This is a genomic window from Microbacterium sp. Soil_N32, from assembly GCF_057655505.1.
Genome location: NZ_JBDGME010000016.1, coordinates 98,383 through 123,773, shown reverse-complemented (window position 1 = coordinate 123,773; position 25,391 = coordinate 98,383). Strand labels below are relative to the sequence as shown.

Genomic DNA, 25,391 nt, shown 5'->3' with positions numbered 1-25,391 from the left:
GAGTGGCGAGCTGACTCCCCGAGGGGTGGATGCTCGCACCCGGCGTGTCGCGCCGCGACTCCGAAGTTGTGCCGGGGTCGGGGCCGAGCCAGGACGAGGTGAGGGCTAGGGCGGGGAGGGGGCGGGAGGGGCGGGAGGGGACGGGGCCCCTGCAACACCTCAGGCGTAGAGCAGGTCGGGGGCAACGGCGGCGGGCCAGTCGGGCACGGCGAGGCGCGCCGGGTCGTCCCACTCGCCGCGGGTGATCTGCGCGAACGCCCCGCGCACGCCGAACAGCTTCTCGAGCGGACTCCAGTCCGACTCGCCCGGCATGGGCACGAGGGAGCGTTCGACGAGGGCACCCGGATGCAGCTGCTCGAGCAGCGAGAGCAGACGCACTCCGGCGTGGACGGGGCGCAACGCCTCGGCGTCTGTGACGTGCAGGATCACACCCTCGCACGCCTCGCCCGCGTGGTCGCGCACCAGCGGAGTGAAACCGTAAGGCACGGCCGCGAGGCCCGGCAGCCCCGCGGCGTTGACGGCCGCGGCGTAGCCTTCCCCGTCGATGAAGGGGGCCGCGAGCGCCCGGAAGGGCACGGCGGTGCTGCGGCCTTCGGAGACGTTCACGCCTTCGGCGAGGCACGTGCCCGGGTAGAGCAGGGTGGTCGTAGGGCTGGGAAGGTTCGGGGAGGGCGGCATCCAGGTGCCCTCTCCCCCGCCGATCGCCCGGTCGCGGGTGAGCCCGGCGACCTCGACGATTTCCAGCTCGACGTCGATCCGTCGCGTGCGCACCCAGTGCCGGGCGAGTTCGCCGATGGTCAGCCCGTGCCGGATGGGCATGGTCCATCGGCCGACGAGCGACTGGCCGCCCTCGTCGAGCATCGGCCCCTCGGCGCGGTCGAGCCGCCCGCCGAGCGGATTCGGACGGTCGAGTACCACCACGGCGACTCCCGCGTCGGCGCAGGCCTCGAGCAGATGGCTCATGGTCCAGATGTAGGTGTAGAAACGCGCCCCCACGTCGGGCAGGTCGACGAGCACCGCGTCGAGACCGGCGAGGTCGGCGGCCGTCGGACGCACGGCGTCGCCGTACAGGCTGCGCACCGCGACGCCCGTCACGGGATCGGTGAGGTCGCCGACGTGCTCGCCCTCGCGGGCCCGCCCGCTCAGACCGTGCTCGGGGCCGAAGAGCAGGGCGAAGTCCCATCCGCTCGCGGCGAGCGCCTCGCGACCCCGGACGAGATCGGAGGTCAGGGCGAGATCGTTCGTGAGCATCCCGACCCTTCCCGACATGAGTCGGGAGAGCAGATCGGGGCGGATGTCGCGGGCGACGAGGCGGTCGATGCCGAGGTGCAGCGGGGCCATGGGATCAGTCGATTCTGTGGTCGGTGACGGCGTTGAAGGTGCGCTGGAGGTTGTCGGAGATGGTGTCGTAGTCGGCCTGCGCGATGCGCGTGAACACGAAGTCGAGCACGGCGAGCTGCGCGATGCGGCTGGCCATGGCCCCCGAGCGGAAGGTCGACTCCGACACGGCGGTGACGAGCACGAGCTCGCACACCCGCGCCAGCGGCGAACGGGGGTTGTTGGTGATCGCGATGGTGGTGGCGCCGGCGCGCGCGGCGACCTGCGCCGACTGCACGATCTCGAGCGTGCGACCGGAGTGCGAGATCACGATCGCGACGTCGCGCACGTCGAGCAGCGCGGCGCCGGTGAGCGCGAGGTGCAGGTCGGTGCGGGCCTGGGCGACGAGTCCGGCGCGGTGGAGTTTCTGTTCGAGGTCGTGGGCGGCGAGCCCGCTCGACGCGGTGCCATAGATGTCGATGCGGCGAGCGCCGCGTACGGCGGCGACGCAGCGTTCGAGCACGTCGATGTCGATCTGCTGGGCGGTGCGTTCGATGGCGGATGCTTCGGCGAACGCGATCTTGCGCACCGTGGTGAGCGCGTCGTCATGGCGGCTGACGTCGGACTCGGACACCTGGAACCGCTCGCGATCGGAGGCCCGCCGGTCGAGTTCGGTGGCGAGGGCGAGCCGCATCTCGGGGTACCCCTGGAAGCCGAGGCTCTGCGTGAAGCGGGCGATGCTGGCGACCGAGGTGCCGCAGGCGGCGGCGAGCTGGGTGATGGAGTTGTCGACCGCGCTCTGCGGGTCGTCGAGCACGTGGGTGGCGATGCGGCGCTCGGTGGGGGTGAGCGCCGACAGGCGCTGGTGGATGGCGGTCATCGCACTGAGGGTCACGCGAACAGGATTGCAGAATCGAATCAATGAATGGAAGGAATTTTCAGGAAAGTCTTGAGTTTCTGTAACTCTTTGCCCAAAGTGGCATGAGGGCCCCGGCATCCGACTGCCCCGCCTATCCCGACACCGACGTCCGAGAGGAATTCTCATGCGACACCGCACCACCCGACTCGTCTTCACCGCGGGTCTGCTCGTCACGGGGCTCGCCGTCGCCGGCTGCGCACCCTCCGCCTCCAGCGGGGAGGGAGACGCCGAGAACGTCACCCTCAAGGTCTGGTCGTGGCAGGCATCGTCGTCTCCCAAGTGGGAGGCCGTGTTCGACAAGTACGAGGAGTCGCACCCCGGTGTGACGGTCGAGTTCGAGGGCTACCAGCCCACCGAGTACAACCAGATCCTCGCCACGGGCCTGGAAGGCAGCGACGGACCCGACATCGCCATGCTGCGCGCCTACGGCGGCATCCAGCCCGCCATCCAGTCGGAGCAGCTGGTGCCCATCGACGACATCGTCGACGGGCTCGACCAGTACGACCCCACGGTGCTGCGCGCCGCCCAGGGCAAGGACGACGGCAAGACCTACGGCGTCCCGTTCGCGTACCAGACGATGCAGATGTTCTACAACAAGACGATGTTCGACGAGATGGGCCTCGAAGAGCCCACCGACTGGGACGAGTTCATCGAGCTGCAGGAGACCCTGCTCGACGAGGGCGTCACCCCGATGGCCCTCGGCGCCCGTGAGGACTGGGTGCTGCCGATGTTCCACGACATCGTCGGCTCGGCCCAGTACGGCGGCGCGGAGTTCGAGGAGAAGGTGCTCGCCGGCGACGTCGACTTCACCGACCCCGCCTACGTCGCCTCGCTGCAGACCGTGAAGGACATGCAGAAGTACCTCGACAAGGACGTCAGCGCCATCGCCGTCGCGGATGCCGTGCTGCAGTTCACCTCGGGTCAGGCCGCGCAGTGGCCCGGCGGCTCGTTCGACCTGCCCACGTTCCAGAGCTCGGCGCCCGACACCGAGTGGGGCGTCTACGAGGTGCCGCCCGCACCGGGCAGCGCGCTCGACCACGCCGTGACCCCGGGCTACGCCGACGGCAGCTTCGGCATCAACGCCGCCAGCGACCAGCAGGAGGCCGCGACCGAGCTGCTCAACTGGATGACCACCAAAGAGTTCGGCCAGCTCGTCGCCGACGAGGTCGACCAGTTCTCGGCCCTGCCCGGCGTCGAGTACTCCGACCCGCTCATGCAGGAGATGAACGAGGCGTACACCGAGAACCCTGCGCCGTACCTGCTGCTCGTCGACTTCCGCTACGGCGACCCGACCGGCACCGCGGTGCTCGGCCCCGACATCCAGGCGATGTTCCTCGGCAGCAAGACGGCCGAGCAGCTGGGCGCCGACCTGCAGTCCGGCGTCTCCACCTGGTTCACCCCGGGATCCTGATCCGAACCGAGGGGGCGCCGTTCGCGGCGCCCCCTCGCGGAGCGAAAGACTCATCATGGCCCTGACTCTCCCCCTGCGGCGCACGACGCCGAACCGACGCAGTCGCACCGGCATCGCCCTCTCCACCCCCACGGCGATGCTCTTCGTGCTGCCCGCCGCCGTGCTGTTCGCGGTGCTGATCCTCTACCCCATGCTCGCCGCGCTCAGCTACTCGCTGTTCGACTGGCAGGGCACGAAGCAGGGCGGGTTCGCCGGCATCGGCAACTACATCACCCTGCTCACCACCGAGCCCTACGCCTCGAAACTGTGGAACGCATTCGGCCACAACCTGCTGCTGTTCGCCGGCGCCGTCGTCTTCCAGAACTCGCTCGGCCTCGGCATCGCGACCCTGCTGCACCGCCGCAAGCGCACCAAGCGCTTCTTCCAGACCATCTTCGCCCTGCCGTACCTCGTCAGCCCGATGGTGATCGGCTACCTGTGGTCGCTCATGCTGTCGCCGCTGTTCGGCCCCGTCAACGCGATCCTGCGCGGCGCCGGTCTCGAGGGTCTCGCCCTGCCGTGGCTCGGCGACCCGAAGCTCGCGATCTGGGTGATCGTGCTCGTCAGCGCGTGGCAGTGGATCGGCTTCCCGATCCTGCTCTACGGGGCGGCCCTCGGCGGCATCCCCGAAGAGATCGAAGAAGCCGCGGCCCTCGACGGCGCCACCGCCGGCAAGCGGTTCCGATACATCACGCTGCCGATGCTCACCCCGACGATCGGCATCATCACGGTACTCACCTTCATCGGCAGCATGGAGGCGATGGCGATCCCGTTCGCCCTCGCCGGATCCAACGGAGCCCCCGCCGGATCGACCGACGTGATGATGCTCCTCTTCTACCGCACGGCCTTCGAATCGGGGAACCCGAACTCCATCGGTGTCTCCTCGGCGCTCGCGACCGTGCTGTTCATCTTCATCATGGTGATCTCGGTCGTCATCACGTCGACCATGCGCCGAGCCGAACGGAAGCTGTTCTGATGAGCACCGCCACCGAAGCCCGCCCCGAGCCGACCACCGAGGCCATCGTCTCGGGCCGGTCGTCCGCCCCGCGCCGCCGCACCAGCCGCACGAACGACACCCCGTTCATCGGACGCCTGCTCGCGAACGTGTTCCTCTGGGGCTACGCGATCATCGCGATCGGCCCGCTGCTGCTCATGGTCAACAACTCGCTGCGCACCCAGCAGCAGATCGCGACCGAACCGCTCGGCCTCCCCCTGCAGCCCACGTTCACCAGCTTCCAGAACGCGTGGATCACGGCGTCGTTCGACACCTACTTCATCAACTCGATCACCGTCACCGTCGGGTCGGTCATCGTGACGACCGTCGTGTCGGTGCTCGCCGCCTACGCATTCGCCCGGGCGCGAGCCAAGTTCTTCCGCGGTGTCGAGGCGGTGTTCCTCTCGGGGCTGATGCTGCCGGTTCACCTGGCGATCCTGCCGCTGTTCTACCTGCTCGACTCGCTGCGCATGACCAGCAACGTGTTCAGCCTGATCCTCGTGTACGGCGCCCTGGGCATCCCGTTCACGACGTTCGTGCTCACGGTGTTCTTCCGCGCACTGCCGATCGAGCTGGAGGAGGCGGCCCGCATCGACGGCGCCGGCCCCTTCCGCACCTTCGTGCAGATCCTGCTGCCGCTCGTGCGGCCGGCCCTCGCAACGGTCATCGTGTTCCGGTTCGTGCCGGTGTGGAACGACTTCTTCTACCCGCTGATCCTGCTGCGCGACCGTGACTCGTACACGCTTCCCGTGGGTCTGACCCGCTTCTTCGGCGAGTACTCGACCGACTGGCCGCAGCTGTTCGCCGGTCTGACGATCGCGACGATCCCGCTGGTGGTGCTGTTCCTGCTCGCGACGAAGCAGATCATCAACGGACTCACCTCCGGCATGAGCAAGTGAGCCGCGCGTGGTGAACGGGGCGCCGGGATCGGCGTGGGCGTCGCTCGTCGACGGAACGGGTGAGGTGGATGCTCACGCGTTCGGCGGGGCGGAAAGCCGGGCGGATGCTCGGCCGGACGGCGGGGCGGATGCCGCTGACCTGCGGGTCTTCGGCACTCCGGCCGACGACGACCCGACGCCGCTCACCGACCGGCACCTGTTCGACCTCGCGTCGCTCACCAAGATCTTCACCACGGTCGCGGCTCTGCGCCTGGTCGACGCGGGCGCGGTCGACCTCGATGCGCCGGTCGCCGACGCCCTCGCGGTGGGGATCGGCGATGGCTCCAGAGCGATCACGCTGCGCCAGTTGCTGACCCACACGTCGGGGCTTCCGGCCGAGGGCGGCGCCTGGCGCACGGGTCTGCGCGGTGAGGAGTTGCGCGCGGTCGTGCTGCGCAGCGCACTGCTCGCCGACCCCGGCACCGCGCACCGATACTCCGACGTCGGTTTCATCGCGGTGGGCGAGTTGCTCGAACGCGTGTCGGGCCGGTCGCTGACCGAACTCGTCGGCGAGGTCGCCGCGCTGCTCGGTGCGACCTCGCTCACCTGGACGCCCGAGGCCGACCGCACGGTGGCCACCGAGGTGCAGCCCCACCGCGGCCTCGTGCGCGCAGAGGTGCACGACGAGCTCGCGCACGCCCTCGGCCGGCCTGCGGGTCATGCGGGCCTCTTCGGTTCGGTGCACGACGTGGCTGCGCTCGCGCGCATGGTGCGCGACGAGGGGTTCGGCGCGGGCGGCCGGGTGCTGTCGGGCGAGAGCATCCGCCTGATGACCACTCCCGCCGCACCGGCCGACGGCTTCGCGCAGGCGGTCGGTCTGCGGGTGCGCGACCGGTCGTGGATGGGCGAGGCGGATGCCGTGGGCCACACCGGCTTCACCGGCACCGCGTTCGCCGTGTCGCCCCGGTCGGGGTCGTACGGGGTGCTGCTGCTCAATCGCGTGCATCCGACCCGCGAGGGCACCGACGTCGCCGCGGTGCGCCGCACTTTCTTCGCCGCTCTGCGCTGAGACACCACTCTCCCCGTGAGACATCACGTCTCCCGTGGTGTCTCACGGCCGGCGTGGTGTCTCGCGGGCTGCGACCGCCGCGCTTCAGCCGCGCTTCAGCCCCGACGCGCCACACTGGGAGCATGCGCATCCTGGTGGTCGACGACGAGGTGCGTCTCGCCGACGCCGTACGCCGCGGGCTCGAGGCCGAGGGCTTCGCGGTCGACGTGGCGCACAACGGCGTCGACGGGCTGTGGCGCGCGCGCGAGACCCGGTACGACGCGATCGTGCTCGACCTGATGATGCCCGGCATGAGCGGGTGGAAAGTGTGCGAGGCTCTGCGCGCCGAAGAGAACTGGACACCGGTGCTCATGCTCACCGCGAAAGACGGCGAGTGGGATCAGGTCGAGGCGCTCGAGAGCGGCGCCGACGACTACGTCACCAAGCCCTTCTCGTTCGCGATCCTCGTGGCGCGGCTGCGGGCGCTCGTGCGGCGCGGCGCCGTGGCGCGCCCGACCGTGCTCGAGGCCGGCGACCTGCGCCTCGACCCCGCGGCGCATCGCGTGTGGCGCGGCGACGCCCCGATCACCCTCACGGCACGCGAGTTCGCCGTACTCGAGCACCTGATGCGTCATCGCGGCCAGGTCGTGTCGAAACGCGCGCTCATCGAGGGCGTGTGGGACGACGATTTCGACGGCGACCCCAACATCGTCGAGGTGTACGTGGGGCATCTGCGCCGCAAGGTCGACAAGCCCTTCGACCGCGAGGCGATCGAGACGATCCGCGGCGCGGGCTACCGTTTGGCGGCCGACGGTGGCTGAGCATCCGCGCCGCCGCGCCTGGCGTTCCGTGCGCGGTCGCACCACCCTCGGCGCGACTCTCGTCGTGGCCGTCGCACTGCTGATCGGAGCGGTGTCGTTCTACGGCATCCTGAGCGCCAGCATCCATGCGGGCACCGAACGCGCGGCGGAGCAGCGCCTCGACGAACTGTCGGAACGCTTCGAACAGCGCGGCGGGCCGGGACCCGCGGGGCGCAACGTCGGCGACATCGAAGACGAGATCGTGCAGGTCATCGGCCCTGACGGCGTGGTGCGGGCGGCGAGCGACGATGCCCGCGACGCCCTGGGCTCGACGGCGCTGCCGATCGACGACGACCCCGTGACCCGACGCGTAGACGGCGAGCCGATGCTGATCGTGTCGAACGATATCGAGGGCGATCACACGCTGGTCATCGCCGTGTCGGTCGAGAACGACGTCGAGACGCTGTCGACGGTGGCCGTGCTGCTCGCCGTCGCGGTGCCCCTGCTGCTGCTGCTCGTCGCGGTCACCACGTGGCTGGTCACGGGGCGCGCACTGCGTCCGGTGACGCGTATCCGCGAGGAGGTCGACGGCATCACGGCCGAGCGGCTGCACCACCGGGTGCCCGTGCCCCCGTCGGGCGACGAGATCGCCGCGCTGGCGACGACGATGAACGGCATGCTCGATCGTCTCGACGCCGCGGCGACCGCGCAGCGTCGGTTCGTGTCGGATGCCTCGCACGAACTGCGCTCGCCCCTCGCCGTCATCCGCCAGCACGCCGAGCTCGCACAGGCGCACCCGTCGACGACGAGCATCGGCGAGCTGGCCGAGGTCGTCTCGGATGAAGGTCTGCGACTGCAGGGCATCGTCGAGTCGCTGCTGCTGCTCGCCCGTCTCGACGAGGGCGTCGCCACGCGCGACGAGCCGATCGACCTCGACGACCAGGCCCTCGCCGAGGTGCGGCGACTGCGCGCGGCGGGGATAGAGGTCGACGGCTCCGGCATCCGGGCCGCGCGCGTGTCCGGCGATCCGCGGTTGACCGGGCAGCTGCTGCGCAACCTCGCCGACAACGCGGCCCGACACAGCGCGGGACGCGTCGCCATCGGGGTGACTCCCGGTGATGGCGTCGTGCTGGTGACCGTCGAGGACGACGGCGCGGGCGTGCCGACCGCCGAGCGGGAGCGCGTGTTCGAGCGGTTCGTGCGTCTCGACGAGGCGCGCAGCCGCGATGCCGGCGGCAGCGGCCTGGGCCTCGCGATCGTGCGGGGCATCGCGACGGCCATGGGCGGCACGGTGGCGGTGGATGCCTCGCGCTGGGGCGGCGCGCGCTTCGTCGTGACGCTCCCCCTCGCCGACTGAGCGGGCCCGACGTTTCCTGAAGACGACTTCAGGACGCTTCAGGGGGGCTTCAGCGGTCGCGCGACACCCTGGGGACATGGACGACAAGACCCCGAACAACGAGAACACGCCGCACACCGACCCCGCGTCGGCCGACCGCGCACCGGAGTCGACGCCGGACTCCCCGACCGTGCCCCTCACGCCGGCGGATGCTCCGGCTCCCGCCGCTCCGGCCGGCGCCGGTTCCGCAGCTCCCGCCGGCGCCGCTCCCGCCGGCGCCGCGCCCCAGCCCGAGGCATCCGCCGCATACCCGGCGACGCCGGGCGAGGCCCCGAAGCGCGGACGGAAGCGTGCGCTGCTGATCGGCGGCGGGATCGCGGCCGCCGTGCTGCTCGCGGGAGGAGGCGTCGCGGTCGGTGCGGCGATGGCCGACGAGTTCGGCGACGACCACGACGACCGCCCTTCGGCGGTGGACGGACCCCGGCACGAGCAGGGCGACGGCGACGACCGCGGCGAGGGACAGCCCCCGCAGGGCGGACCGCAGCAGGGCGGCCCCGGGCAGGGCGGGCCCCAGCGCGGCGGCCCGGTGACCGGCATCGGCACCGACTCGGCCGACGAGCTCGTCGACATCGCCGACGCCGCGCGCGGAGCCGCCGACGGCGACGTCACCTCGATCGACGCGAAGCGCGACGGCTCGTGGGAGGTCACGCTCGAGACCGCCGCGGGCGACGAGTCGGAGGTGCGGGTCGACGCCGACCTCGCGGCGACCGTCGTCTCGACCGAGACCGCCGACGACGGCGACACGGGCCCGACGGTGACTCTCGACGAGGACGCCATCCGCGCACTCGTCGCCGCCGCGCTCGACGAGGCCGAGGGCATGATCACCGACCTCGATGTCGACGACGACGCCTCGCGCCCGTACGACGTCTCGGTCGTCACAGAGGACCGCCGGTCGATCGACATCGACCTCGACGCCTCGTTTGCGGTGGTCGCCACCGATACCGACGACTGACAATCCGTCGGCGTTCACCCCCGTCGCCCACCCGACCGCAGACAGCGGCAGGGTGGGCGACGCGCGAGTCCGCAAGCGGACGGCGCTCTCCGCCGGAGCGCAGAGGGGGACGAGATGCCGGATCCGGGCGATCGGTGGAGGGGAGCATCCAGACGTAGTAACTTATGCGTGCCTTACCTCCCCTCACCCACGAAAAGGACTTGAATGCCCGGCCCTCTGCGTCGTCTCGCTGTCGTCCCTCTCTTGTCTTCGGTGCTGCTTGCGGCCGGCTGTGCCGCGCCGGCGGATGAATCCGCCGCACCGGCGGATGCCCTCGTGGTCTACAACGCCCAGCACGAGCAGCTCACCGAGGAATGGGTCGGCGCTTTCACCGACAAGACGGGAATCGAGGTGGAGCTGCGCAACGGCGGTGACGCAGAGCTGTCGAACCAGCTCGTGGCTGAGGGCCAGGCTTCCCCCGCTGACGTGTTCCTGACGGAGAACTCCCCCGCCATGTCCCTCGTCGAGCGGAACGGGCTTCTGGCGACGGTCGACGACCAGACGCTTGGATCGGTGCCGGAGCAGTACAGGCCGGCATCGGGGATGTGGACCGGGATCGCTGCCCGCTCCACTGTGCTCGTCTACAACCCGGAAGAGATCTCGGTCGACGAGCTTCCGGCGTCGCTCATGGACCTGGCGAAGCCAGAGTGGAAGGGCCGCTGGGGAGGCGCCCCCAGCGGAGCGGACTTCCAAGCGATCGTCTCGGCGGTGCTCGCCACGCAGGGCTCGGAGGCGACCGGCGCCTGGCTGGAAGGAATGAAGGCGAACGCCGAGATCTACAGCAACAACATCGCCACGATGAAAGCGGTGAACGCCGGCGATGTCCCCGTCGGCGTGATCTACCACTACTACTGGTACCGCGACCAGGACGGCACGAAGGAGAACTCGCAGCACACCCGGCTGCACTACTTCGGGGCAGAGGATCCCGGTGCTTTTGTCAGCATCTCGGGCGGGGGCGTGCTGGCCTCGAGCACGCGGAAGGACGCCGCGCAGAAGTTCCTCTCCTTCCTCACGAGCGAGGAGGGCCAGCGAATCCTCGGCGAGGGTTACAGCTTCGAATACCCGCTCGTCGCGTCGGTTCCAGCGAAACCACCCCTGCCCGCACTGGACTCCCTCGACGCGCCGATCGTCGAACCCTCCATCCTCAACGGATCGGAGGTCATCGAACTGATGACCCAGGCCGGGCTGCTCTGACCCCCGTCCTGACCCGCGGGCGCGTCCGGGCCCGACCGCCGGCCGGACTGGTCGCGGTGGTCGTGGTGCTGTGCGTCGGCTCGTTGGTGCCGGTCGCATACGTGGTGCAGGCGGCGTTCTCCTTCGGTGCGGATGCGCTGTTCGCACTGATGTTTCGCCCCCGCATGGGCGAACTGCTGACGAACACTGTTCTCGTGCTCCTGCTCAGCGTGCCCTGCACGATCGTGTTGGGCGTCGCCGGGGCCTGGTGCGTGGAACGCACCCGCCTTCCTGCACGACGCGTGTTCGCCGTCCTCTTGGCGGCCCCACTCGCGATTCCCGCCTTCGTGAGCAGCTACGCCTGGGGGAGCACGTTCGGGTGGGTCGAGGGTCTGGGCGGTGCGGTGCTCGTGTCGGTCTCCGCGTACACACCGCTGGTCTACCTGCCGGTGCTCGCCGCGCTACGCGGTCTCGACCCGGCGGGCGAAGAAGCTGCGCGGTCATTGGGCCTGGGGCCGTGGCGCGTCTTCACGCGCGTCGTCATGCCCCACCTGCGACTCGCGACGCTGGGCGGGGCGCTCGTCGTGGCGTTGCACCTCCTCGCCGAGTACGGTGCCTTCGCCTTCCTGCGGTTCGAGACCTTCACCACCGCAATCGTGGTGGCGTACCAGTCGACGTTCGCGGGGCCGAATCCGGCGGCTCTCGGCATCGTTCTCACCGGGCTCTGCCTGCTCGTGCTCGCGGGCGAGAGCGTGGCACGCGGCCACCGCCGATACGCCCGTGTCGGAAGCGGCAGTCCCCATCCGCCCACCCTCGCGTCCCTCGGTCGAGCGGCCGTACCGACACTGATTCTGATGACGACCTTCATCGGTGTCGCCGTCATCTTTCCGCTCCTGGTCGTCGTGCGCTGGCTCGCCGCGTGGGATTCCGCTCCTCTCGATCGGATGCTCGCGGCAGTACAGGGCACGGTCACGCTGTCGCTGCTCGGCGCGGTCGCCACCGTTCTGGTCGCTCTGCCCGTCGTGTGGTTCGCGGCACGCTATCCCAGTGGCGCATCCCGACGCCTCGAAGCAGCGATGTCGGTCTCCAGCAGCCTTCCCGTCATCATCGTCGCGCTTTCGCTCGTGACGCTCACCGTGCGGCTTGCGCCGGCGCTCTACCAGACGGCCTTCACCGTCGTCGCCGCCTACGTGATCGTGTTCCTCCCCCGGGCCCTCGTGTCGCTGCGAGCGGGCATCGCCCAGGTGCCCGAGTCGTACGAAGAGGTGGCTCGTTCGCTCGGCTCGTCACCGCTGCGCTCGCGCGTGCGGGTGACGTTGCCGCTGCTGCTGCCGTCGATCGGGGCGGCTGTCGCGCTCGTGGCGCTGGGGGCGGCGAACGAGCTCACCGCCACGCTGCTGCTCGCTCCGACGGGCACACGCACCGTGGCCACGGAGTTCTGGTCGGCGGCGGCCGCCATCGATTACGCGAGTGCCGCCCCCTATGCTCTGCTCCTCGTCGTGATCTCGGTTCCCGCGGCCGCGCTGCTGTTCACCGAAGCAACCCGGAAACGGAGGATCCGATGACGCTGCGTATCCAAGAGGTGTCGAAGTCGTTCGGCACGACCGAAGTGCTGCGAAACATCTCGCTCGACATCGCCGCCGGGTCGCGTATGGCTCTGGTCGGTGCGTCGGGAAGCGGGAAGAGCACGCTGCTGCGCCTGATCGCCGGCTTTGAACGGCCGGACCGCGGATCGATCACCCTGGGGGGTCGCACGCTCTCGTCGGAACGGTGCTTCGTGGCCGCGCATCGACGAGGGGTCGGGTACGTCCCTCAAGACGGAGCTCTCTTCCCTCATCTCACGGTTGCCGGGAACATCGGTTTCGGGATGCGTCGCGGACCACGGCGTCGTCGCGTGGCGGAACTGATGGATCTCGCCTCCCTCGACAGCGACCTCGCCGATCGTCTCCCGCACCAGCTATCGGGGGGCCAGCAGCAGCGTGTCGCTCTCGCCCGTGCTCTCGCCGCGGAGCCGAAGATGATCCTTCTCGACGAGCCGTTCAGCGCCCTCGACACGGGGCTGCGCGCGCAGACGCGCGAGGCCGTGGTGGAAGTGCTCGAGCGAAGCGGCGTCACGACCGTGCTGGTGACGCACGACCAGGAGGAGGCTGTCTGCTTCGGTGACGGTCTCGGCGTGATCGTGCAGGGCCGCCTGGTGCAGGCGGGCGCTCCCGACGATGTGTACGACGCACCGTTGACGGCCGATGTCGCCCGCTTTCTGGGGGACGTGGTGTTCATCGATGGGCTGCGCGACGGAACAGATCACGTGGCGACACGCATCGGAAGACTGCGCGTGAGGCACGATCGAAGCAGCGGTTCGCAGCGTGCGGTCGCGATGCTCCGCCCGGATCAGCTGCGGCTGTACGCGGACGTCGCACACCCCGAGGCCGAAGGCGGACGCCCCGTCACGGTCGTCGAGGTACGCCGACGGGGTGTCTCAGCCGAAATCGTGGTGCGACTGGGCGATGGGAATGCACCGTCGTCCACGACGTCTCCTGCACAGATCACGCACCGGGTGCCGATTCGCGAGTCCCACCGGTTCGTACCGGGGCGGACCGCGGCCGTGCGTGTTCAGGGCGCTGCCGTGCTGTATCCGACGTCCGCGGGTTCCGCCGCGGCCGCGGCCCCCAGCCCGACAGGACTCGTGTCGCACGAGTGAGCGCACGTCGGCGCGCGGCTGCATCCGATGCGAAACGGTATGCGAACCACACGCAGATGCCCACCGCGAACGACAGGACGACCCCGATGATCGGCGCACTGTCTTCCCACGCCGGGTACACCTGCCAGTGCGTCAGATAGACGAACATCGACGACGCCGCCAACGGGCGCACCACGGGAAGGAGCGCGGACGGGAGGGCCAGGGAGGAGGCCCATAGCAGCACGAGGATGCCGACGATGACGACGCCCTCACGCACCGGATTGCCGAGGAAACCGCTGGTCGCGCCCAGCAGGAGCGCCGACAGCAACACGCGCTGCCACCAGGCGGTCGCGCGAGCGGCCGCCCATCCGAAAGCGATCAGCCACAGCCCGGCGACGATGGTGTATCGCTCCGTGGGTCCGGCTTCGATACCGGTGACGGCGAAGCGCAGGATGAGTGCGAGCCCCAACGCTCCGAACGCGAACCCGAACGGTGCCCGTCGTTCGAGTAGGTCTACGACGGGCACCCGGAAGAGCATCGCCAGCCCGACGGAGGTCCAGACGGTCACTTCGAGGAACCAGAACTGCCATTGCTCGCTCCACATGCCCTGCGCCGGCAGGAAGCCGTTGACCAGGAGGGCCGTGGTGGCACGGTACTGGCCCGAGAGCACGGCGATCGCGCCGATGCAGATCACCGAGGGGACGGCGATCTGCGCCGCCAGGCGCAACAACCGTGTGCTGCGTGCCCGCACTGCGGCGAGGGGGAAGCGGGCGAGGTTGAAACCGACGACCGCGAGGAGCAGATGCGCGCCACCCTGCAACAGGAAGAGGTCTGCGTGCGACCCGACCACGAGAACGATGGCCGCCGCACGCAGCACGACCGCGGTGTCGACGCATCGCCACCCCCACCGTCGGCCCGCAAGCGGTCGTTCGGTCCTCGCGTCACGAGCGGGATCGAGGGCAGGCGCGGCGGGAGGTTCGACGCCGATCGGCGCCCGGTGGCCTGCGGCGTCCTCGGCCAGCTCGCGAGGAGTCCGCGTCGGCCAGTCTCTGGGCAGTCTCCCGAGAAGGGACTGCAGTCGCAGCGAGACCTCGACGAAGCTCAGAGAGTCGCCCCCCAGCGCCACGAACGAATCGTCCGCGGTGGCGTCAGCGCGCGCGCGAGCAGGCGAGCGTACAGCGCACGGATGCTCTCTTCCGTCGCCGATTCGGAATGCGTCTCGGCGGGTTCTGTTCTGTCTGCGTCGAGAGCGTGTCTCACGAGCGCCGCCGTGTCGGGTTTGCCGCTGGCCGTGCGCGGGAACTCGGCCACCGCGAAGCCTTCGACGGCATGCGCGGGTACCCCGACGACGGATGCCGCGCAGGAAGCGGCATCCGCCACGAGACGTTCGGCGCGCACGAAGACCAGGAGCCGCTCCTCGACCGATGCGGTCCGCGCTTCGATGCCCCGCTCGTGCATGCGACGCTCGAGCTCATCGAGGTCGACCCGCAGACCGTAGATCTTGACGAACCGGCTCATCCTCCCGACCACCTGGAAGAGGCCGTCATCGCGTCGGCGCGCCAGGTCTCCCGTGCGGAGTTCGTGGACCGTGCGCCCGAGCGCGAGGTCAGCGGGGCCCTCCGCGTATCCGAGCATGACGTTGGGGCCGGAGTACACCAGTTCGCCCGCCTCCGCGTCGGCTTCCGCGTCCACACGCAGCGTTCCGCCCGGAATCGGGCGCCCGATGGCATCCGGCGCCGTCTCCGCGTGCTCCGGGGGCAGGTAGGCCATTCGTGCCGTCGCCTCGGTCTGTCCGTACATCACGAAGAAGTGGAATCCGCGGTCGCGGCCCATCCGCGCGAAACGGCGAACACGCTCCGGCGCGAGGCGCCCGCCCGCCTGGGTGATGTAGCGCAGACTCGGCAGGTCGCGGCCTTCGAACCCGCTCGCCTCGAGCAGATCGAACGTGTACGGAACGCCGGCGAACGATGTCGCCCGGTGGTGGACGAACTCCGTCCAGAACTCCTCGTCGGCGACGCTTCGATCCGTCAGGAGCAGACTCGCCCCCGCTCGTAGGTGACTGTTCACCACCGACAGTCCATAGCAGTACTGCAACGGGAGCGTGGTGGCAGCCCGGTCCCCCGGACGCAGGCGGAGATACTCGGCGATCGCCGCGGCGTTGCTGAAGAGATTTTCTCGAGAGAGCCGAACGAGCTTCGGCGATCCCGTCGATCCCGAGGTGCTCGCGAGCATCGCGAGGTCCGGATGCAGATCGTGCCGCGTGCCGGAACGACGCTCTCGCAGCACCCAGCCGTCGTCCGCTCCAACGGCGACGACATCGGGATCGAACCCACGAATCAGCGCATCCCGGTGCGGCCTCCCTGCGGCATCGTCGGTGACGAACATCAGCGGATGCCGCGCCTCCAGAGCGGCGAGATACGTGACGATCGGCTCAACCGCCGCGCCCGCCGTGATCATGACCAGACGCCGAGCCGGTCCCAGTTCCGCCGCGCGTGCCGCCACGCGTTCAGCCAGTTCTCCGTAAGTGACGACCGTGTCTTCGGTGACCAGCGCTGGGGCAGCGGACGCGCCAGCGCACAGCGCAGACGCGGGCGACGGGAGAGTCATGGGATTCACCTTCCGAGTGGACGGGCAGAGGGAAGGGTACCCTAATCTCTGCGGATCGTGGGGCGGTGGAAGACCCCTCATCGGGTCGACCCGTACCCGGGCGGATACGATGCAGGGATGAGCTCTCCGATCGACGACGTCTCCATCGGCGGAGACGTGATCCGCCTCGGCCAGTTCCTCAAGTTCTCGGGACTCATCGACTCGGGCGGCGACGCCAAAGAGGCGATCATCGACGGGTTCGTGAAGGTGAACGACGAGGTCGATCGTCGCCGAGGGCGGCAGCTGCGCGACGGCGACCTGGTGACCTTCGAGGGTCGCACCGTCCGCGTGCGCCCCTGAACCGGGGCCCGCGGCCTCCTCCGCTACCCAATCGGCATACCGGGCACAAGCCCGTGACGAGGATTCGTCGGGGATGGGATGCTGGCCGCATGAAACTCGTCTCCTACGCCGGTCAGCAGTTGGTCACCACCGATGACGTCGCGGAGGCGCTGGTCGTCCTCGCCGCCGAAGTCGCGAACGAGGGCGGGTCGCAGGCGGTGCAGATCCCGATCGTCGTCGACGGGGAGACCGACGTGGCCGAACTCGTGGTGGGACTGGGCAACGACGTGCTCGTGGGCCCCCACGCCTCGACGGGAGCGGACCCCGACTTCGCGGAGCACGCCGCGCGACTGCGCGCGCATCCGTTCTACCCGAAGCGCATCATGGACGGCACCGTGATCGCCGAGGACAAGCCGTTCGGGGAGTGGGACCTCGACGTCGACCTCGACGCGAGCGCACGCGCCGAACAGGGACACTGACGGCCGCCCCTCCGGGGCCGTCAGTGCCCGCTGCGGCGGGAAGCTGTCCGGTCCTCCACCACCCGAAGATGGAGGACCGGCGAAGTCGACGAGAGGTCCGCGTAGCGTTCCGCCCCCGTGACGGGCGCCCTCGACCGAGAGAGAACAAGGGGGGCCGTCCGGTTCGACCGACGCGGAGTCGACGTTCGCCGACTCGTTGTGAGTCGAGCCTACGGGCGGAAACGGTTTTCACGGCATCCGCATCCGACCATTGACGCGGAGTCCCCGCGACTGCTAATCCGCATTTCCTCGCGCGATAGCGAGCGTTCGCCGATCGCGCAAGGCTTTGGTTCGGATCGCCTGCGCGGCGCACCATGGCGTCATGCCTTCCGCTCCCTCCGGTCGCCCTCTCGCGGCCTACGCCCCGATCGGCGACGGCCGCACCGTCGCCCTGATCGCTGACGACGGATGCATCGACTGGCTGCCCCTCCCCGACCTCACCGACCTGCCCGTCTTCGCCCGCGTGCTCGACGAGAAGACCGGCGGATGCCTCGAACTGCGCCCGGTCGACGACTTCCGCACCGAGCGGCGGTACGTGCCGGACACGAACGTGCTGGAGACGACGTTCATCACCGACGCCGGGAGCGTACGGGTGACCGACGCCCTCGTCTCGGGCGTCGCCGGACGCCTGCCGTGGGCCGAGCTCGCCCGCCGGATCGACGGTCTCGACGGCGAGGTCGCGATGCGCTGGTGCGTGCAGCCCGGCACCTCGCTGCGCACCGCGTCGCCGTGGATCGAGCACACGCAGCACGGCGAGATCGTGCGCAGCGGCGCCACGGCCTTCGTCGTGGTGGGGTTCGAGCACGGCCCCGAGAAGCCCGACCCCGACGGCATCGCGGGTCCGCGTCTCGACGGCGCCTTCACGACCTCGCCCGGCTCCCGCCACCTCATCGCCCTCGCGGCGACGCACGACGAGCCGCTGCACATCCCCGACCCGCACAACGTCGACGACGGCATCGACCGCACGATCGAGAACTGGCGGCACTGGTCGCAGGTGTTCTCCTACGACGGGCCGTGGCGCGATCACGTGCAGCGCAACGCGCTCGCGCTCAAGCTGCTGATCCACAGCCCGACGGGCGCCATCGCGGCCGCCGCGACCACGTCGCTGCCCGAGAGCCCCGACGGCGGCAAGAATTGGGACTACCGGCACGCGTGGGTGCGCGACCTCGCCTACACGACGCACGCGCTCGTGCGCTTCGGCCTGCGCGAGGAGACCCAGGCCGCGCTGTCGTGGATGCTCGGAACCATCCGCGACCACGGGCCCGACGTGCACGTGATGTACACGCTCGCGGGCGACCTGGTGCCGCAGCCGCACGAGTACCACGTGCCCGGCTGGGGCGGCATCGGCCCCGTCGTCACGGGCAACCCGGCGGGCGGCCAGCTGCAGCTCGGCGTCTACGGCGATCTGCTGGCCATCTGCCGCACCTACGTCGAGGCGGGCAACGTGCTCGACATCGGCACGGCGCGCATGCTGGCGGGCGTCGCCGACCGCACCTGCGACCTGTGGCGCAACCCCGACTCCGGCATGTGGGAGCTGCCCGAGGAGCGCCATTACGTGTCGTCGAAGATGGGCTGCTGGAAAGCCCTCGACGACGCGGTCGTACTCGCCGAGGCGGGCGCGATCCCCGGCAGCCCCGACCGGTGGCGGGCCGAGCGCGAGCGCATCCGCCTGTGGGTCGACGAGCACGGCTGGTCGGACGAGCGGGGCGCGTACCTGTTCTACGCCGACGGCGACGAGCTCGACGCATCGGTGCTGCTGCACGCGCCGTCGGGGTTCGACCGCGGCGAGCGCATGTCGTCGACGATCGATGCGCTGGCCGACGAGCTGGGCGCCGGCCCGTTGATGTACCGCTACAGCGGCGTGGATGCCGAGGAGAAGACGTTCGTGGCCTGCGCGTTCTGGCACGCCGAGGCGCTCGCCTGCGTCGGACGCCACGACGAGGCGATCGCCCTGATGGAGGAGCTCATCGCACTCGGCAACGACGTGGGCATCTACGCCGAGATGATCGACGCCGACGACGGCTCGGCGTGGGGCAATGTGCCGCAGGCGCTGAGCCACCTCGCGTTCCTCAGCGCGGCCATGACGATCCGCGACGTCGTCCCCGCCGAGAAGCTGCGCGACAAGACCTGACCGACCGACCGAAGACCGACAGGAAAAGGAAAGGGAGACACCATGTCCCGTGACCAGTACACCTTCACCAACCCCGCCGAGCTGTACGCCGACATCGAGCCGCAGAAGCAGAAGATGCCCGAGCCCGGTCTCGACGCCGACCTCACGCCGAAGGCCGACCTGGGCGAGGAGAGCTACCGCGGCTCCGGTCGCCTGACCGGCCGCAAGGCGCTCATCACCGGTGCCGACTCCGGCATCGGCGCCGCGACCGCGATCGCGTTCGCCCGCGAGGGCGCGCACGTCGCGATGTCGTACCTGCCCGAGGAGGAGAAGGACGCCGAGCGCATCGCCGGCATCCTCCGCGAGGCGGGCGCCACCGTGGCGACCATCCCCGGCGACCTGCGCGACCCCGAATACTGCCGCAGCCTGGTGGCGCAGGCGGTCGAGGAGCTCGGCGGCCTCGACATCCTCGTCAACAACGGCGGCAAGCAGATCTTCCAGGAGTCGCTGACCGACATCACCGACGAGCAGTTCGACGACACCTTCAAGACCAACGTCTACGCGATGTTCTGGATCACGAAGGCGGCGCTGCCGCACCTGCCCGCGGGCTCGGCGATCATCAACACCACGTCGATCCAGGCGTACTCGCCGTCCGACATCCTGGTCGACTACGCGTCGACCAAGTCGACGATCAACGCGTTCACCAAGGGCCTCGCGCAGCAGCTCGCTCCGAAGGGCATCCGCGTGAACGCCGTCGCACCGGGACCGATCTGGACCCCGCTGCAGCCGAGCGACGGACAGCCGCAGGAGAAGATCGAGGAGTTCGGCAAGGACACCCCCCTGGGCCGCATGGGCCAGCCCGCCGAGCTCGCTCCCGCCTACGTGTTCCTCGCCTCGGCCGAGTCGAGCTACGTCGCCGGCGAGACGCTGAACGTGAACGGCGGCATGCCGACCCCGTGATCAGGTGAGCCCGGCGGGTCCGGTTGCGTTTCGCGCCGCGACCTGCAGGCACTTCTCACGGATGCAGGGAGGGACACCGTGTTCCCTCCCTGCATCCGTGTTTTCTGCCTGCAGTTCGCACGGATGCTTGGGGCGGATGCCAGGGGGATACCCGCGCGCATCCCCACCGTCAACCCCGTCGCACCGGTCCGCCCCGCCGGGCACAGTGGAATCCTCACCACCCGCCGACTCAGGAGGACCCTCATGGACGCCGACAACCGCGAGAACCACATCGTCGACACCCCCGACGCGATCCAGCCCGTGCGCGACGGCGAGGCCACCTCGTACGCCGACCCGTCGGACGACCCGGCACAGGCCGAGTGGGAGCGCACCGAAGCCCTCGACGCCGGTGCCGACATCGACGACGCGACCGCCACGGGCGCCGACCCCGACGAGATCCCCTCGGAGGACGACCAGATCCCCGCCGACGACCTGCCGTCGAGCGGCCTGCAGCCCGAGACGCAGGAGGGCGACCCGATCATCGCCGACATCGGCGAGGACGGCGAGGGAGACCTCTCGCCCAACGACATCTGAGCCGTGGCGACCCGGCTGCTCCTGCTCGCCGACACCCATGTGCCGGCGCGGGCCCGGCGGCTGCCCGACGACGTCTGGCGGGCGGTCGACGAGGCCGACGTCGTCGTGCACGCCGGGGACTGGGTCGACCTGGCCACGTTCGAGGCGCTCGAGGAGCGGTCGCGCCGACTGATCGCCGTCTGGGGCAACAACGACGGCGACGAGCTTCGGCAGCGGATGCCCGAGTTCGCCGTCGCGCGCATCGAGGGCGTCAACCTCGGCGTCGTGCACGAGACGGGCGCCGCACGCGGTCGCGAGACCCGGATGGATGCCCGCTACCCGGACGGAGTGCTCGATCTGCTCGTGTTCGGCCACAGCCACATCCCGTGGGACTCGACGACGCCCCAGGGCATCCGTCTGCTGAATCCGGGGTCGCCCACCGACCGCCGCCGGCAGCCGGTGTGCACCCTCATGACCGCGACGATCGACGGGGACCGGGTGACGGACGTCACCGTGGTCCCCGTCGATCGCGGCTGAACCCACCGGACCCCGCCGCGCCGACGACTCAGGCGGCCAGCGGCACCGCCCCGACGAGCACGCCGACCGCGAGCATCACCAGCGACACGATCGTCGCCCGCCAGAGCACCTTCTTGTGGTGGTCGCCGAGGTTGACGCTCGCGAGCGAGACGAGCAGCAGGATCGCGGGCACGAGCGGGCTCTGCAGGTGCACCGGCTGCCCGGTGATCGACGCCCGCGCCATCTCGACCGGCGCGATGCCGAAGTGCTCCGCGCTCTGCGCGAGCACGGGCAGGATGCCGTAGTAGAACGCGTCGTTCGACATGAAGAACGTCAGCGGGATCGACAGCACCCCGGTGATGACCGCGAGGAACGGCCCCATCGCGTCGGGGATGGCGGTGGTGATCCAGGTGGCCATCGCGTCGACCATCCCGGTGCCGTTGAGCACGCCGACCAGCACGCCGGCCGCGAGCACCATCGACACGACGCCGACGATGCTGGGGGCGTGCGCCACGATCTCGTCGGCCTGGCTTTTCAGGCGCGGGAAGTTGATGATCAGCGCGACCGCCGCTCCGACCATGAAGACGTAGGCGAGCGGGAAGATGTCGGCGACGAGCAGCACCATGACCGCGGCGGTCAGGGCGAGGTTCACCCAGATGAGCTTCGGGCGCAGCGTGGCGCGGTTCGGGTCGAGCATGGTGTCGGCCATGGCGGTGTCGTCGCGGTCGAGCACGGCGGTCGCGGCGGGAAGGCGCGTGCGTCCGCCGGCGAGGGTCACGATGTTGCCGGTGCGCAGCGTGGCGCGGGCGCCGGGGGTGGCGTCGCCGCCGCGGAACAGGCGCGGCCCGGGCGTTCCCGTGCCGCCGCCGATGCGCTCGGGGTCGATCTGGCCGATGCGCTTGCGCTCTCCGAGGCCGAGGAACCACGCGAACAGCAGCGCGACGATGAGACCCGCCGCGAGCGACGGCAGCATCGGCACGAACACGTCGGTGGGCTGCAGGCCGAGGGCCGTCGCCGCGCGCACGGTCGGTCCGCCCCACGGCACGATGTTCATGGTGCCGTTCATGAGCCCGGCGACGCAGGTGAGCACGACGGGGTTCATGCCGAGCCGCAGGTAGATGGGCAGCATCGCCGACGTGGTGATGATGAAGGTCGTCGAGCCGTCGCCGTCGAGCGAGACCGCGCCGGCGAGGATGGCGGTGCCGAGCACGATCTTCGCGGGATCGTCGCCGAGCAGCCGAGTGATCAGGCGGATGAGCGGGTCGAACAGGCCGACGTCGATCATGATGCCGAAGTACATGATCGCGAACATCAGCAGCGCCGCGGTGGGCGCCATGTCGGAGATCGCGTCGATGATCATGTCGCCGAGGCCCAGACCCGCACCGGCGAACAGGCCGAACACCGTCGGCACGAGGATGAGTGCAACCATCGGGGTGAGGCGGCGGGTCATGATGAGCGCCATGAAGACGAGCACCATCGTGAACCCGAGGGCCACGAGCACGCCCTCGGGCGGGACGAACGCCGTGGCGTAGCCCTCCTCCGCGGCGAGCGGGACTGCAGCATGCACGTTCACATCGACTCCTTCGTCGTGTCGTGGTCGGACCGGAGCACCGCGGGCGGCGCATCCCGTGAGACTAGGTCGGCGGTCGCCGCGGCGCGCGCTATGTCGCATTGCTGCACGTTGTGCGCGTAGCGTGTGTTCTGCGCATTGTGCTCGTCGTCGCGGCCGAGAGGAGGGACGATGCGATTCGCCACCCGTCTGCTGCTCGTGCAGCTCGCGACCGTCGTCGCGGTCGTCGCGGTGTGCACGCTCGTGTTCGGGTTCTTGGGTGTGCAGCAGCTCCGCGCCGAATCAGAGGCGACAGCGCTGAACATCGCGCGCACGATGGCCGAAGATCCCGACGTGCAACAGCAGGTCGCGGAGTACTCCGCCGACCCCGGCACGCCCGAGGCCGCAGCCCTCGTCGACGGAACGCTGCAGCGGATCGCCGTCGACGTGGCCGAGCGCACCGATGCGTTGTTCGTCGTGATCACCGACGACCACGGCATCCGCCTCGCGCATCCGAATCAGAGCCTGCTCGGGCAGGTCGTGTCGACTCCCTTCGAAGAGGTGCTGCGCGGGGCGGAGGTCGTCGATTGGGAGGTCGGCACGCTCGGCGAGTCGGCGCGCGCCAAGGTGCCGATCTACGCGGAGTCCGGCGGGGTGCCGGTCGGCGAGGTGAGCGTCGGATTCGAGCGCGCCAGCGTGTTCGACGACCTGCCCGCCCTGCTCTCGACGATCGCGATCGCCGCCGTGGGCGCCGTGCTGCTCGCCGCGCTGGCGACGCTGCTGCTGACGCGCCGGTTCGAGCGGCAGACGCTCGGGCTGCAGCCGGAAGAGCTCGTCGCCCTCGTGCAGAACCAGGCCGCCGTGCTCGACGGGGTGGGCGACGGCGTGCTCGCCGTGGACGAGACCGGCGTGGTGCGGGTGTGCAACAACGCGGCGGCGCGGATGCTCGCACTCACCGACCCCGTGGGGCGGAGGCTCGCCGAGCTCGCGGTCGGCGACGCGGTGCGGAGGCTCGTCGAGACCGTGGCCGCGACCCGGAGCGGGACCGCCGCCGGTACCGGAGCCGGGTCCGGGAGCGTGGAGACCGTCGTGGGTGACCGCGTGCTCTACCTCGACGCGCACCCGGTCGTGCGCGACGGTCGGTCGCTGGGCGCCGTCGTGGTGGTGCGCGACCGCACCGACATTGAAGCGCTGGCCGGGCGGCTCGAGACGGTGCGCGCCACGACCGAGGCGCTGCGGGCGCAGCGTCACGAGTTCGCGAACCGGCTGCACGCCGTGTCGGGGCTGCTCGACGCCGACCGGATGCCGGAGGCCCGCGCCTTCCTCGCCGAGCTCACGGGGCGCGGCGCCGTCGGCGTGGGGGTCGAAGGGATCGAGCGGGTGCCCGATCCGTTCCTGCAGTCGTTCCTCGGGGCGACCGCCGTCGCGGCCCGCGAGCGGGGTGTCGAGGTGCGCATCGCCGACGAGACCCTCGTGCTCGGCGAGGTGGAGGCCGCGGAAGACGTGGCCGCCGTGCTCGGCAACCTGATCGACAATGCGGTGCGCGCCGCCGTCGCGGGCGACGCACCGCGGTGGGTCGAGGTCGCCCTGCTCATCGACGGCGACGCGCTCGTGCTGACCGTCGCCGACTCGGGGCGCGGCATCGAGCCGCGGGAGCGCGACCCCTTCGCCGCCGGGACCGAGAAGGGCGACGGAGATGCCGCCGCACATCTCGACCGCGTGCACGGCCACGGCTTCGGGCTCCCGCTTGCGAGGGATATCGCTCGCCGTCGGGGCGGTGACGTCTGGCTGATCGCCCGCGGCGGCGCGGATTCGTCGGATGCTGCGACCGGTGCCGTATTCGGCGCCCGTCTCCCGTCCGCCGTCATGCCCACGGCGTCCGCCGCATCCGCCGCCCTTCCCCAGACCTGTCCGACTCCCGCATCCGCCCCGACCACCGGCCCTTCGGAGGAACGATGACCGACGACATCCGCGTGCTCGTGATCGACGACGACTTCCGCGTCGCCGGACTGCACCGCGACGCGGTCGCCACGGTGCCGGGGTTCACCGCGCTCGACCCTGTGCGCACCCTCGACGCCGCTCGTCAGGCCGTGCGCATGCACCAGCCCGACCTGCTGCTCGCCGATGCCTACCTTCCCGACGGCGACGGCATCCGTTTCGTCGCCGATGCCGGAGTGGATGCGTTCGTGCTGTCGGCCGCGACGGATGCTCCGACCGTGCGTCGCGCGATCCAGTCGGGCGCCCTTGCCTACCTCGTGAAGCCGTTCGAGTCCGCGGTGCTCGTCGACCGCCTGCAGCGCTACGCCCGCATGCGCAACGTGCTCGGCGCCGACCGTCCGCTCGCGCAGGACCAGATCGACCGGGCCCTGTCGATCCTGGCCGGAGGCGCCGAGCCCGCGAGCGTGTCGCGCTCCGCGACCGAGCAGCTTCTGCTCGACGGCCTCGGCGAGGTCGAGGAGGCGTCCGCTTCGGAGATCGCCGAGCGGGTCGGCATCTCGCGGGCTACGGCGCAGCGACACCTCGCCGCCCTCGCCACCCGTGGCCAGGTCGAGGTGCGTCTGCGCTACGGCACCACCGGCCGCCCCGAGCACCGGTACGTCCGCGCCGGAGCGCGGTAG

The 25,391-nt window shown here is 70.4% G+C and carries 23 protein-coding genes and 1 pseudogene; 18 read left to right on the top strand and 6 right to left on the bottom strand.

Going from position 1 to position 25,391, the window contains the following annotated elements:
• Positions 1-159 precede the first annotated feature (159 nt).
• Entirely contained in the window at positions 160-1,341 is a 1,182-nt protein-coding gene (locus tag AC3A3J_RS04705; RefSeq protein WP_487671168.1) for an exo-beta-N-acetylmuramidase NamZ family protein, read from the bottom strand.
• A gap of 4 nt (positions 1,342-1,345) precedes the next feature.
• Positions 1,346-2,212, bottom strand: coding sequence for a MurR/RpiR family transcriptional regulator (locus AC3A3J_RS04700; protein ID WP_487671167.1), 867 nt, complete (start codon positions 2,210-2,212; stop codon positions 1,346-1,348).
• Between the two features lie 148 nt (positions 2,213-2,360).
• Between AC3A3J_RS04700 and AC3A3J_RS04695 the strand changes: the two genes are divergently transcribed.
• From AC3A3J_RS04695 to AC3A3J_RS04650, 10 genes and pseudogenes are all read left to right on the top strand, one after another.
• Complete coding sequence (locus AC3A3J_RS04695; protein ID WP_487671166.1) at positions 2,361-3,647, top strand: ABC transporter substrate-binding protein; 1,287 nt, start codon at positions 2,361-2,363, stop codon at positions 3,645-3,647.
• Between the two features lie 55 nt (positions 3,648-3,702).
• Positions 3,703-4,662 carry a carbohydrate ABC transporter permease gene (locus tag AC3A3J_RS04690; RefSeq protein ID WP_487671165.1) on the top strand — a complete coding sequence of 320 codons (960 nt, stop codon included), beginning with the start codon at positions 3,703-3,705 and terminating at the stop codon, positions 4,660-4,662.
• The gene (locus AC3A3J_RS04685; protein WP_487671164.1) at positions 4,662-5,579 is read left to right on the top strand and encodes a carbohydrate ABC transporter permease; all 918 of its coding nucleotides are present in this window, start codon (positions 4,662-4,664) and stop codon (positions 5,577-5,579) included. Before AC3A3J_RS04690 ends, AC3A3J_RS04685 begins: the two co-directional genes overlap by 1 nt.
• A 10-nt stretch (positions 5,580-5,589) precedes the next feature.
• Positions 5,590-6,627: a serine hydrolase domain-containing protein gene (locus AC3A3J_RS04680; protein ID WP_487671163.1), complete on the top strand. Its 1,038-nt coding sequence runs from the start codon at positions 5,590-5,592 to the stop codon at positions 6,625-6,627.
• 122 nt (positions 6,628-6,749) lie between these two features.
• Positions 6,750-7,427 carry a response regulator transcription factor gene (locus AC3A3J_RS04675; RefSeq protein ID WP_487671162.1) on the top strand — a complete coding sequence of 226 codons (678 nt, stop codon included), beginning with the start codon at positions 6,750-6,752 and terminating at the stop codon, positions 7,425-7,427.
• A complete protein-coding gene (locus tag AC3A3J_RS04670) occupies positions 7,420-8,763 on the top strand; it encodes a sensor histidine kinase (protein ID WP_487671161.1) in 1,344 nt (447 codons plus the stop codon). The genes AC3A3J_RS04675 and AC3A3J_RS04670 overlap by 8 nt, the downstream gene beginning before the upstream one ends.
• A 76-nt stretch (positions 8,764-8,839) precedes the next feature.
• Positions 8,840-9,754, top strand: coding sequence for a hypothetical protein (locus tag AC3A3J_RS04665; protein WP_487671160.1), 915 nt, complete (start codon positions 8,840-8,842; stop codon positions 9,752-9,754).
• A 204-nt stretch (positions 9,755-9,958) separates the two neighbouring features.
• Positions 9,959-10,987: an iron ABC transporter substrate-binding protein gene (locus tag AC3A3J_RS04660; protein WP_487671159.1), complete on the top strand. Its 1,029-nt coding sequence runs from the start codon at positions 9,959-9,961 to the stop codon at positions 10,985-10,987.
• A 56-nt stretch (positions 10,988-11,043) separates the two neighbouring features.
• On the top strand, positions 11,044-12,531 hold the full coding sequence (locus AC3A3J_RS04655) for an ABC transporter permease (protein ID WP_487671158.1): 1,488 nt from the start codon (positions 11,044-11,046) through the stop codon (positions 12,529-12,531).
• Positions 12,528-12,947: pseudogene (locus tag AC3A3J_RS04650) on the top strand (ATP-binding cassette domain-containing protein); the annotation flags it as partial. The gene AC3A3J_RS04655 and the pseudogene AC3A3J_RS04650, both read left to right, overlap by 4 nt.
• Here AC3A3J_RS04650 and AC3A3J_RS04645 read toward each other — a convergent pair.
• The 3 genes from AC3A3J_RS04645 to AC3A3J_RS04635 all read right to left on the bottom strand — a co-directional run bounded on the left by AC3A3J_RS04645 (position 12,924) and on the right by AC3A3J_RS04635 (position 16,250).
• A complete protein-coding gene (locus AC3A3J_RS04645; protein ID WP_487671292.1) occupies positions 12,924-13,385 on the bottom strand; it encodes a hypothetical protein in 462 nt (153 codons plus the stop codon). The pseudogene AC3A3J_RS04650 and the gene AC3A3J_RS04645 overlap by 24 nt on opposite strands.
• A 124-nt stretch (positions 13,386-13,509) precedes the next feature.
• Positions 13,510-14,769 carry an acyltransferase family protein gene (locus tag AC3A3J_RS04640; RefSeq protein ID WP_487671157.1) on the bottom strand — a complete coding sequence of 420 codons (1,260 nt, stop codon included), beginning with the start codon at positions 14,767-14,769 and terminating at the stop codon, positions 13,510-13,512.
• Entirely contained in the window at positions 14,745-16,250 is a 1,506-nt protein-coding gene (locus AC3A3J_RS04635) for an AMP-binding protein (RefSeq protein ID WP_487671156.1), read from the bottom strand. Before AC3A3J_RS04635 ends, AC3A3J_RS04640 begins: the two co-directional genes overlap by 25 nt.
• Before the next feature lie 117 nt (positions 16,251-16,367).
• Here AC3A3J_RS04635 and AC3A3J_RS04630 point away from each other — a divergent pair, with 117 nt between their 5' ends.
• The 6 genes from AC3A3J_RS04630 (at position 16,368) to AC3A3J_RS04605 (ending at position 21,245) form a co-directional block, all read left to right on the top strand.
• Positions 16,368-16,589, top strand: a complete 222-nt coding sequence (locus AC3A3J_RS04630; RefSeq protein ID WP_487671155.1) for an RNA-binding S4 domain-containing protein — start codon at positions 16,368-16,370, stop codon at positions 16,587-16,589.
• A gap of 89 nt (positions 16,590-16,678) precedes the next feature.
• The gene (locus AC3A3J_RS04625; RefSeq protein WP_487671154.1) at positions 16,679-17,047 is read left to right on the top strand and encodes a hypothetical protein; all 369 of its coding nucleotides are present in this window, start codon (positions 16,679-16,681) and stop codon (positions 17,045-17,047) included.
• 361 nt (positions 17,048-17,408) lie between these two features.
• On the top strand, positions 17,409-19,217 hold the full coding sequence (locus tag AC3A3J_RS04620) for a glycoside hydrolase family 15 protein (protein ID WP_487671153.1): 1,809 nt from the start codon (positions 17,409-17,411) through the stop codon (positions 19,215-19,217).
• Between the two features lie 42 nt (positions 19,218-19,259).
• Positions 19,260-20,156, top strand: coding sequence for an SDR family oxidoreductase (locus AC3A3J_RS04615; protein WP_487671152.1), 897 nt, complete (start codon positions 19,260-19,262; stop codon positions 20,154-20,156).
• 243 nt (positions 20,157-20,399) lie between these two features.
• On the top strand, positions 20,400-20,729 hold the full coding sequence (locus AC3A3J_RS04610; RefSeq protein WP_487671151.1) for a sugar ABC transporter ATPase: 330 nt from the start codon (positions 20,400-20,402) through the stop codon (positions 20,727-20,729).
• A 3-nt stretch (positions 20,730-20,732) separates the two neighbouring features.
• Positions 20,733-21,245: a metallophosphoesterase family protein gene (locus tag AC3A3J_RS04605; RefSeq protein WP_487671150.1), complete on the top strand. Its 513-nt coding sequence runs from the start codon at positions 20,733-20,735 to the stop codon at positions 21,243-21,245.
• A 28-nt stretch (positions 21,246-21,273) separates the two neighbouring features.
• On the opposite strand, the gene AC3A3J_RS04600 is transcribed toward AC3A3J_RS04605, so the two are convergent.
• Positions 21,274-22,701 carry a CitMHS family transporter gene (locus tag AC3A3J_RS04600; RefSeq protein ID WP_487671286.1) on the bottom strand — a complete coding sequence of 476 codons (1,428 nt, stop codon included), beginning with the start codon at positions 22,699-22,701 and terminating at the stop codon, positions 21,274-21,276.
• A gap of 264 nt (positions 22,702-22,965) precedes the next feature.
• On the opposite strand from AC3A3J_RS04600, the gene AC3A3J_RS04595 reads away from it, so the two are divergent.
• Positions 22,966-24,732: a sensor histidine kinase gene (locus tag AC3A3J_RS04595; RefSeq protein WP_487671149.1), complete on the top strand. Its 1,767-nt coding sequence runs from the start codon at positions 22,966-22,968 to the stop codon at positions 24,730-24,732.
• Positions 24,729-25,391 carry a response regulator gene (locus AC3A3J_RS04590; RefSeq protein WP_487671148.1) on the top strand — a complete coding sequence of 221 codons (663 nt, stop codon included), beginning with the start codon at positions 24,729-24,731 and terminating at the stop codon, positions 25,389-25,391. The genes AC3A3J_RS04595 and AC3A3J_RS04590 overlap by 4 nt, the downstream gene beginning before the upstream one ends.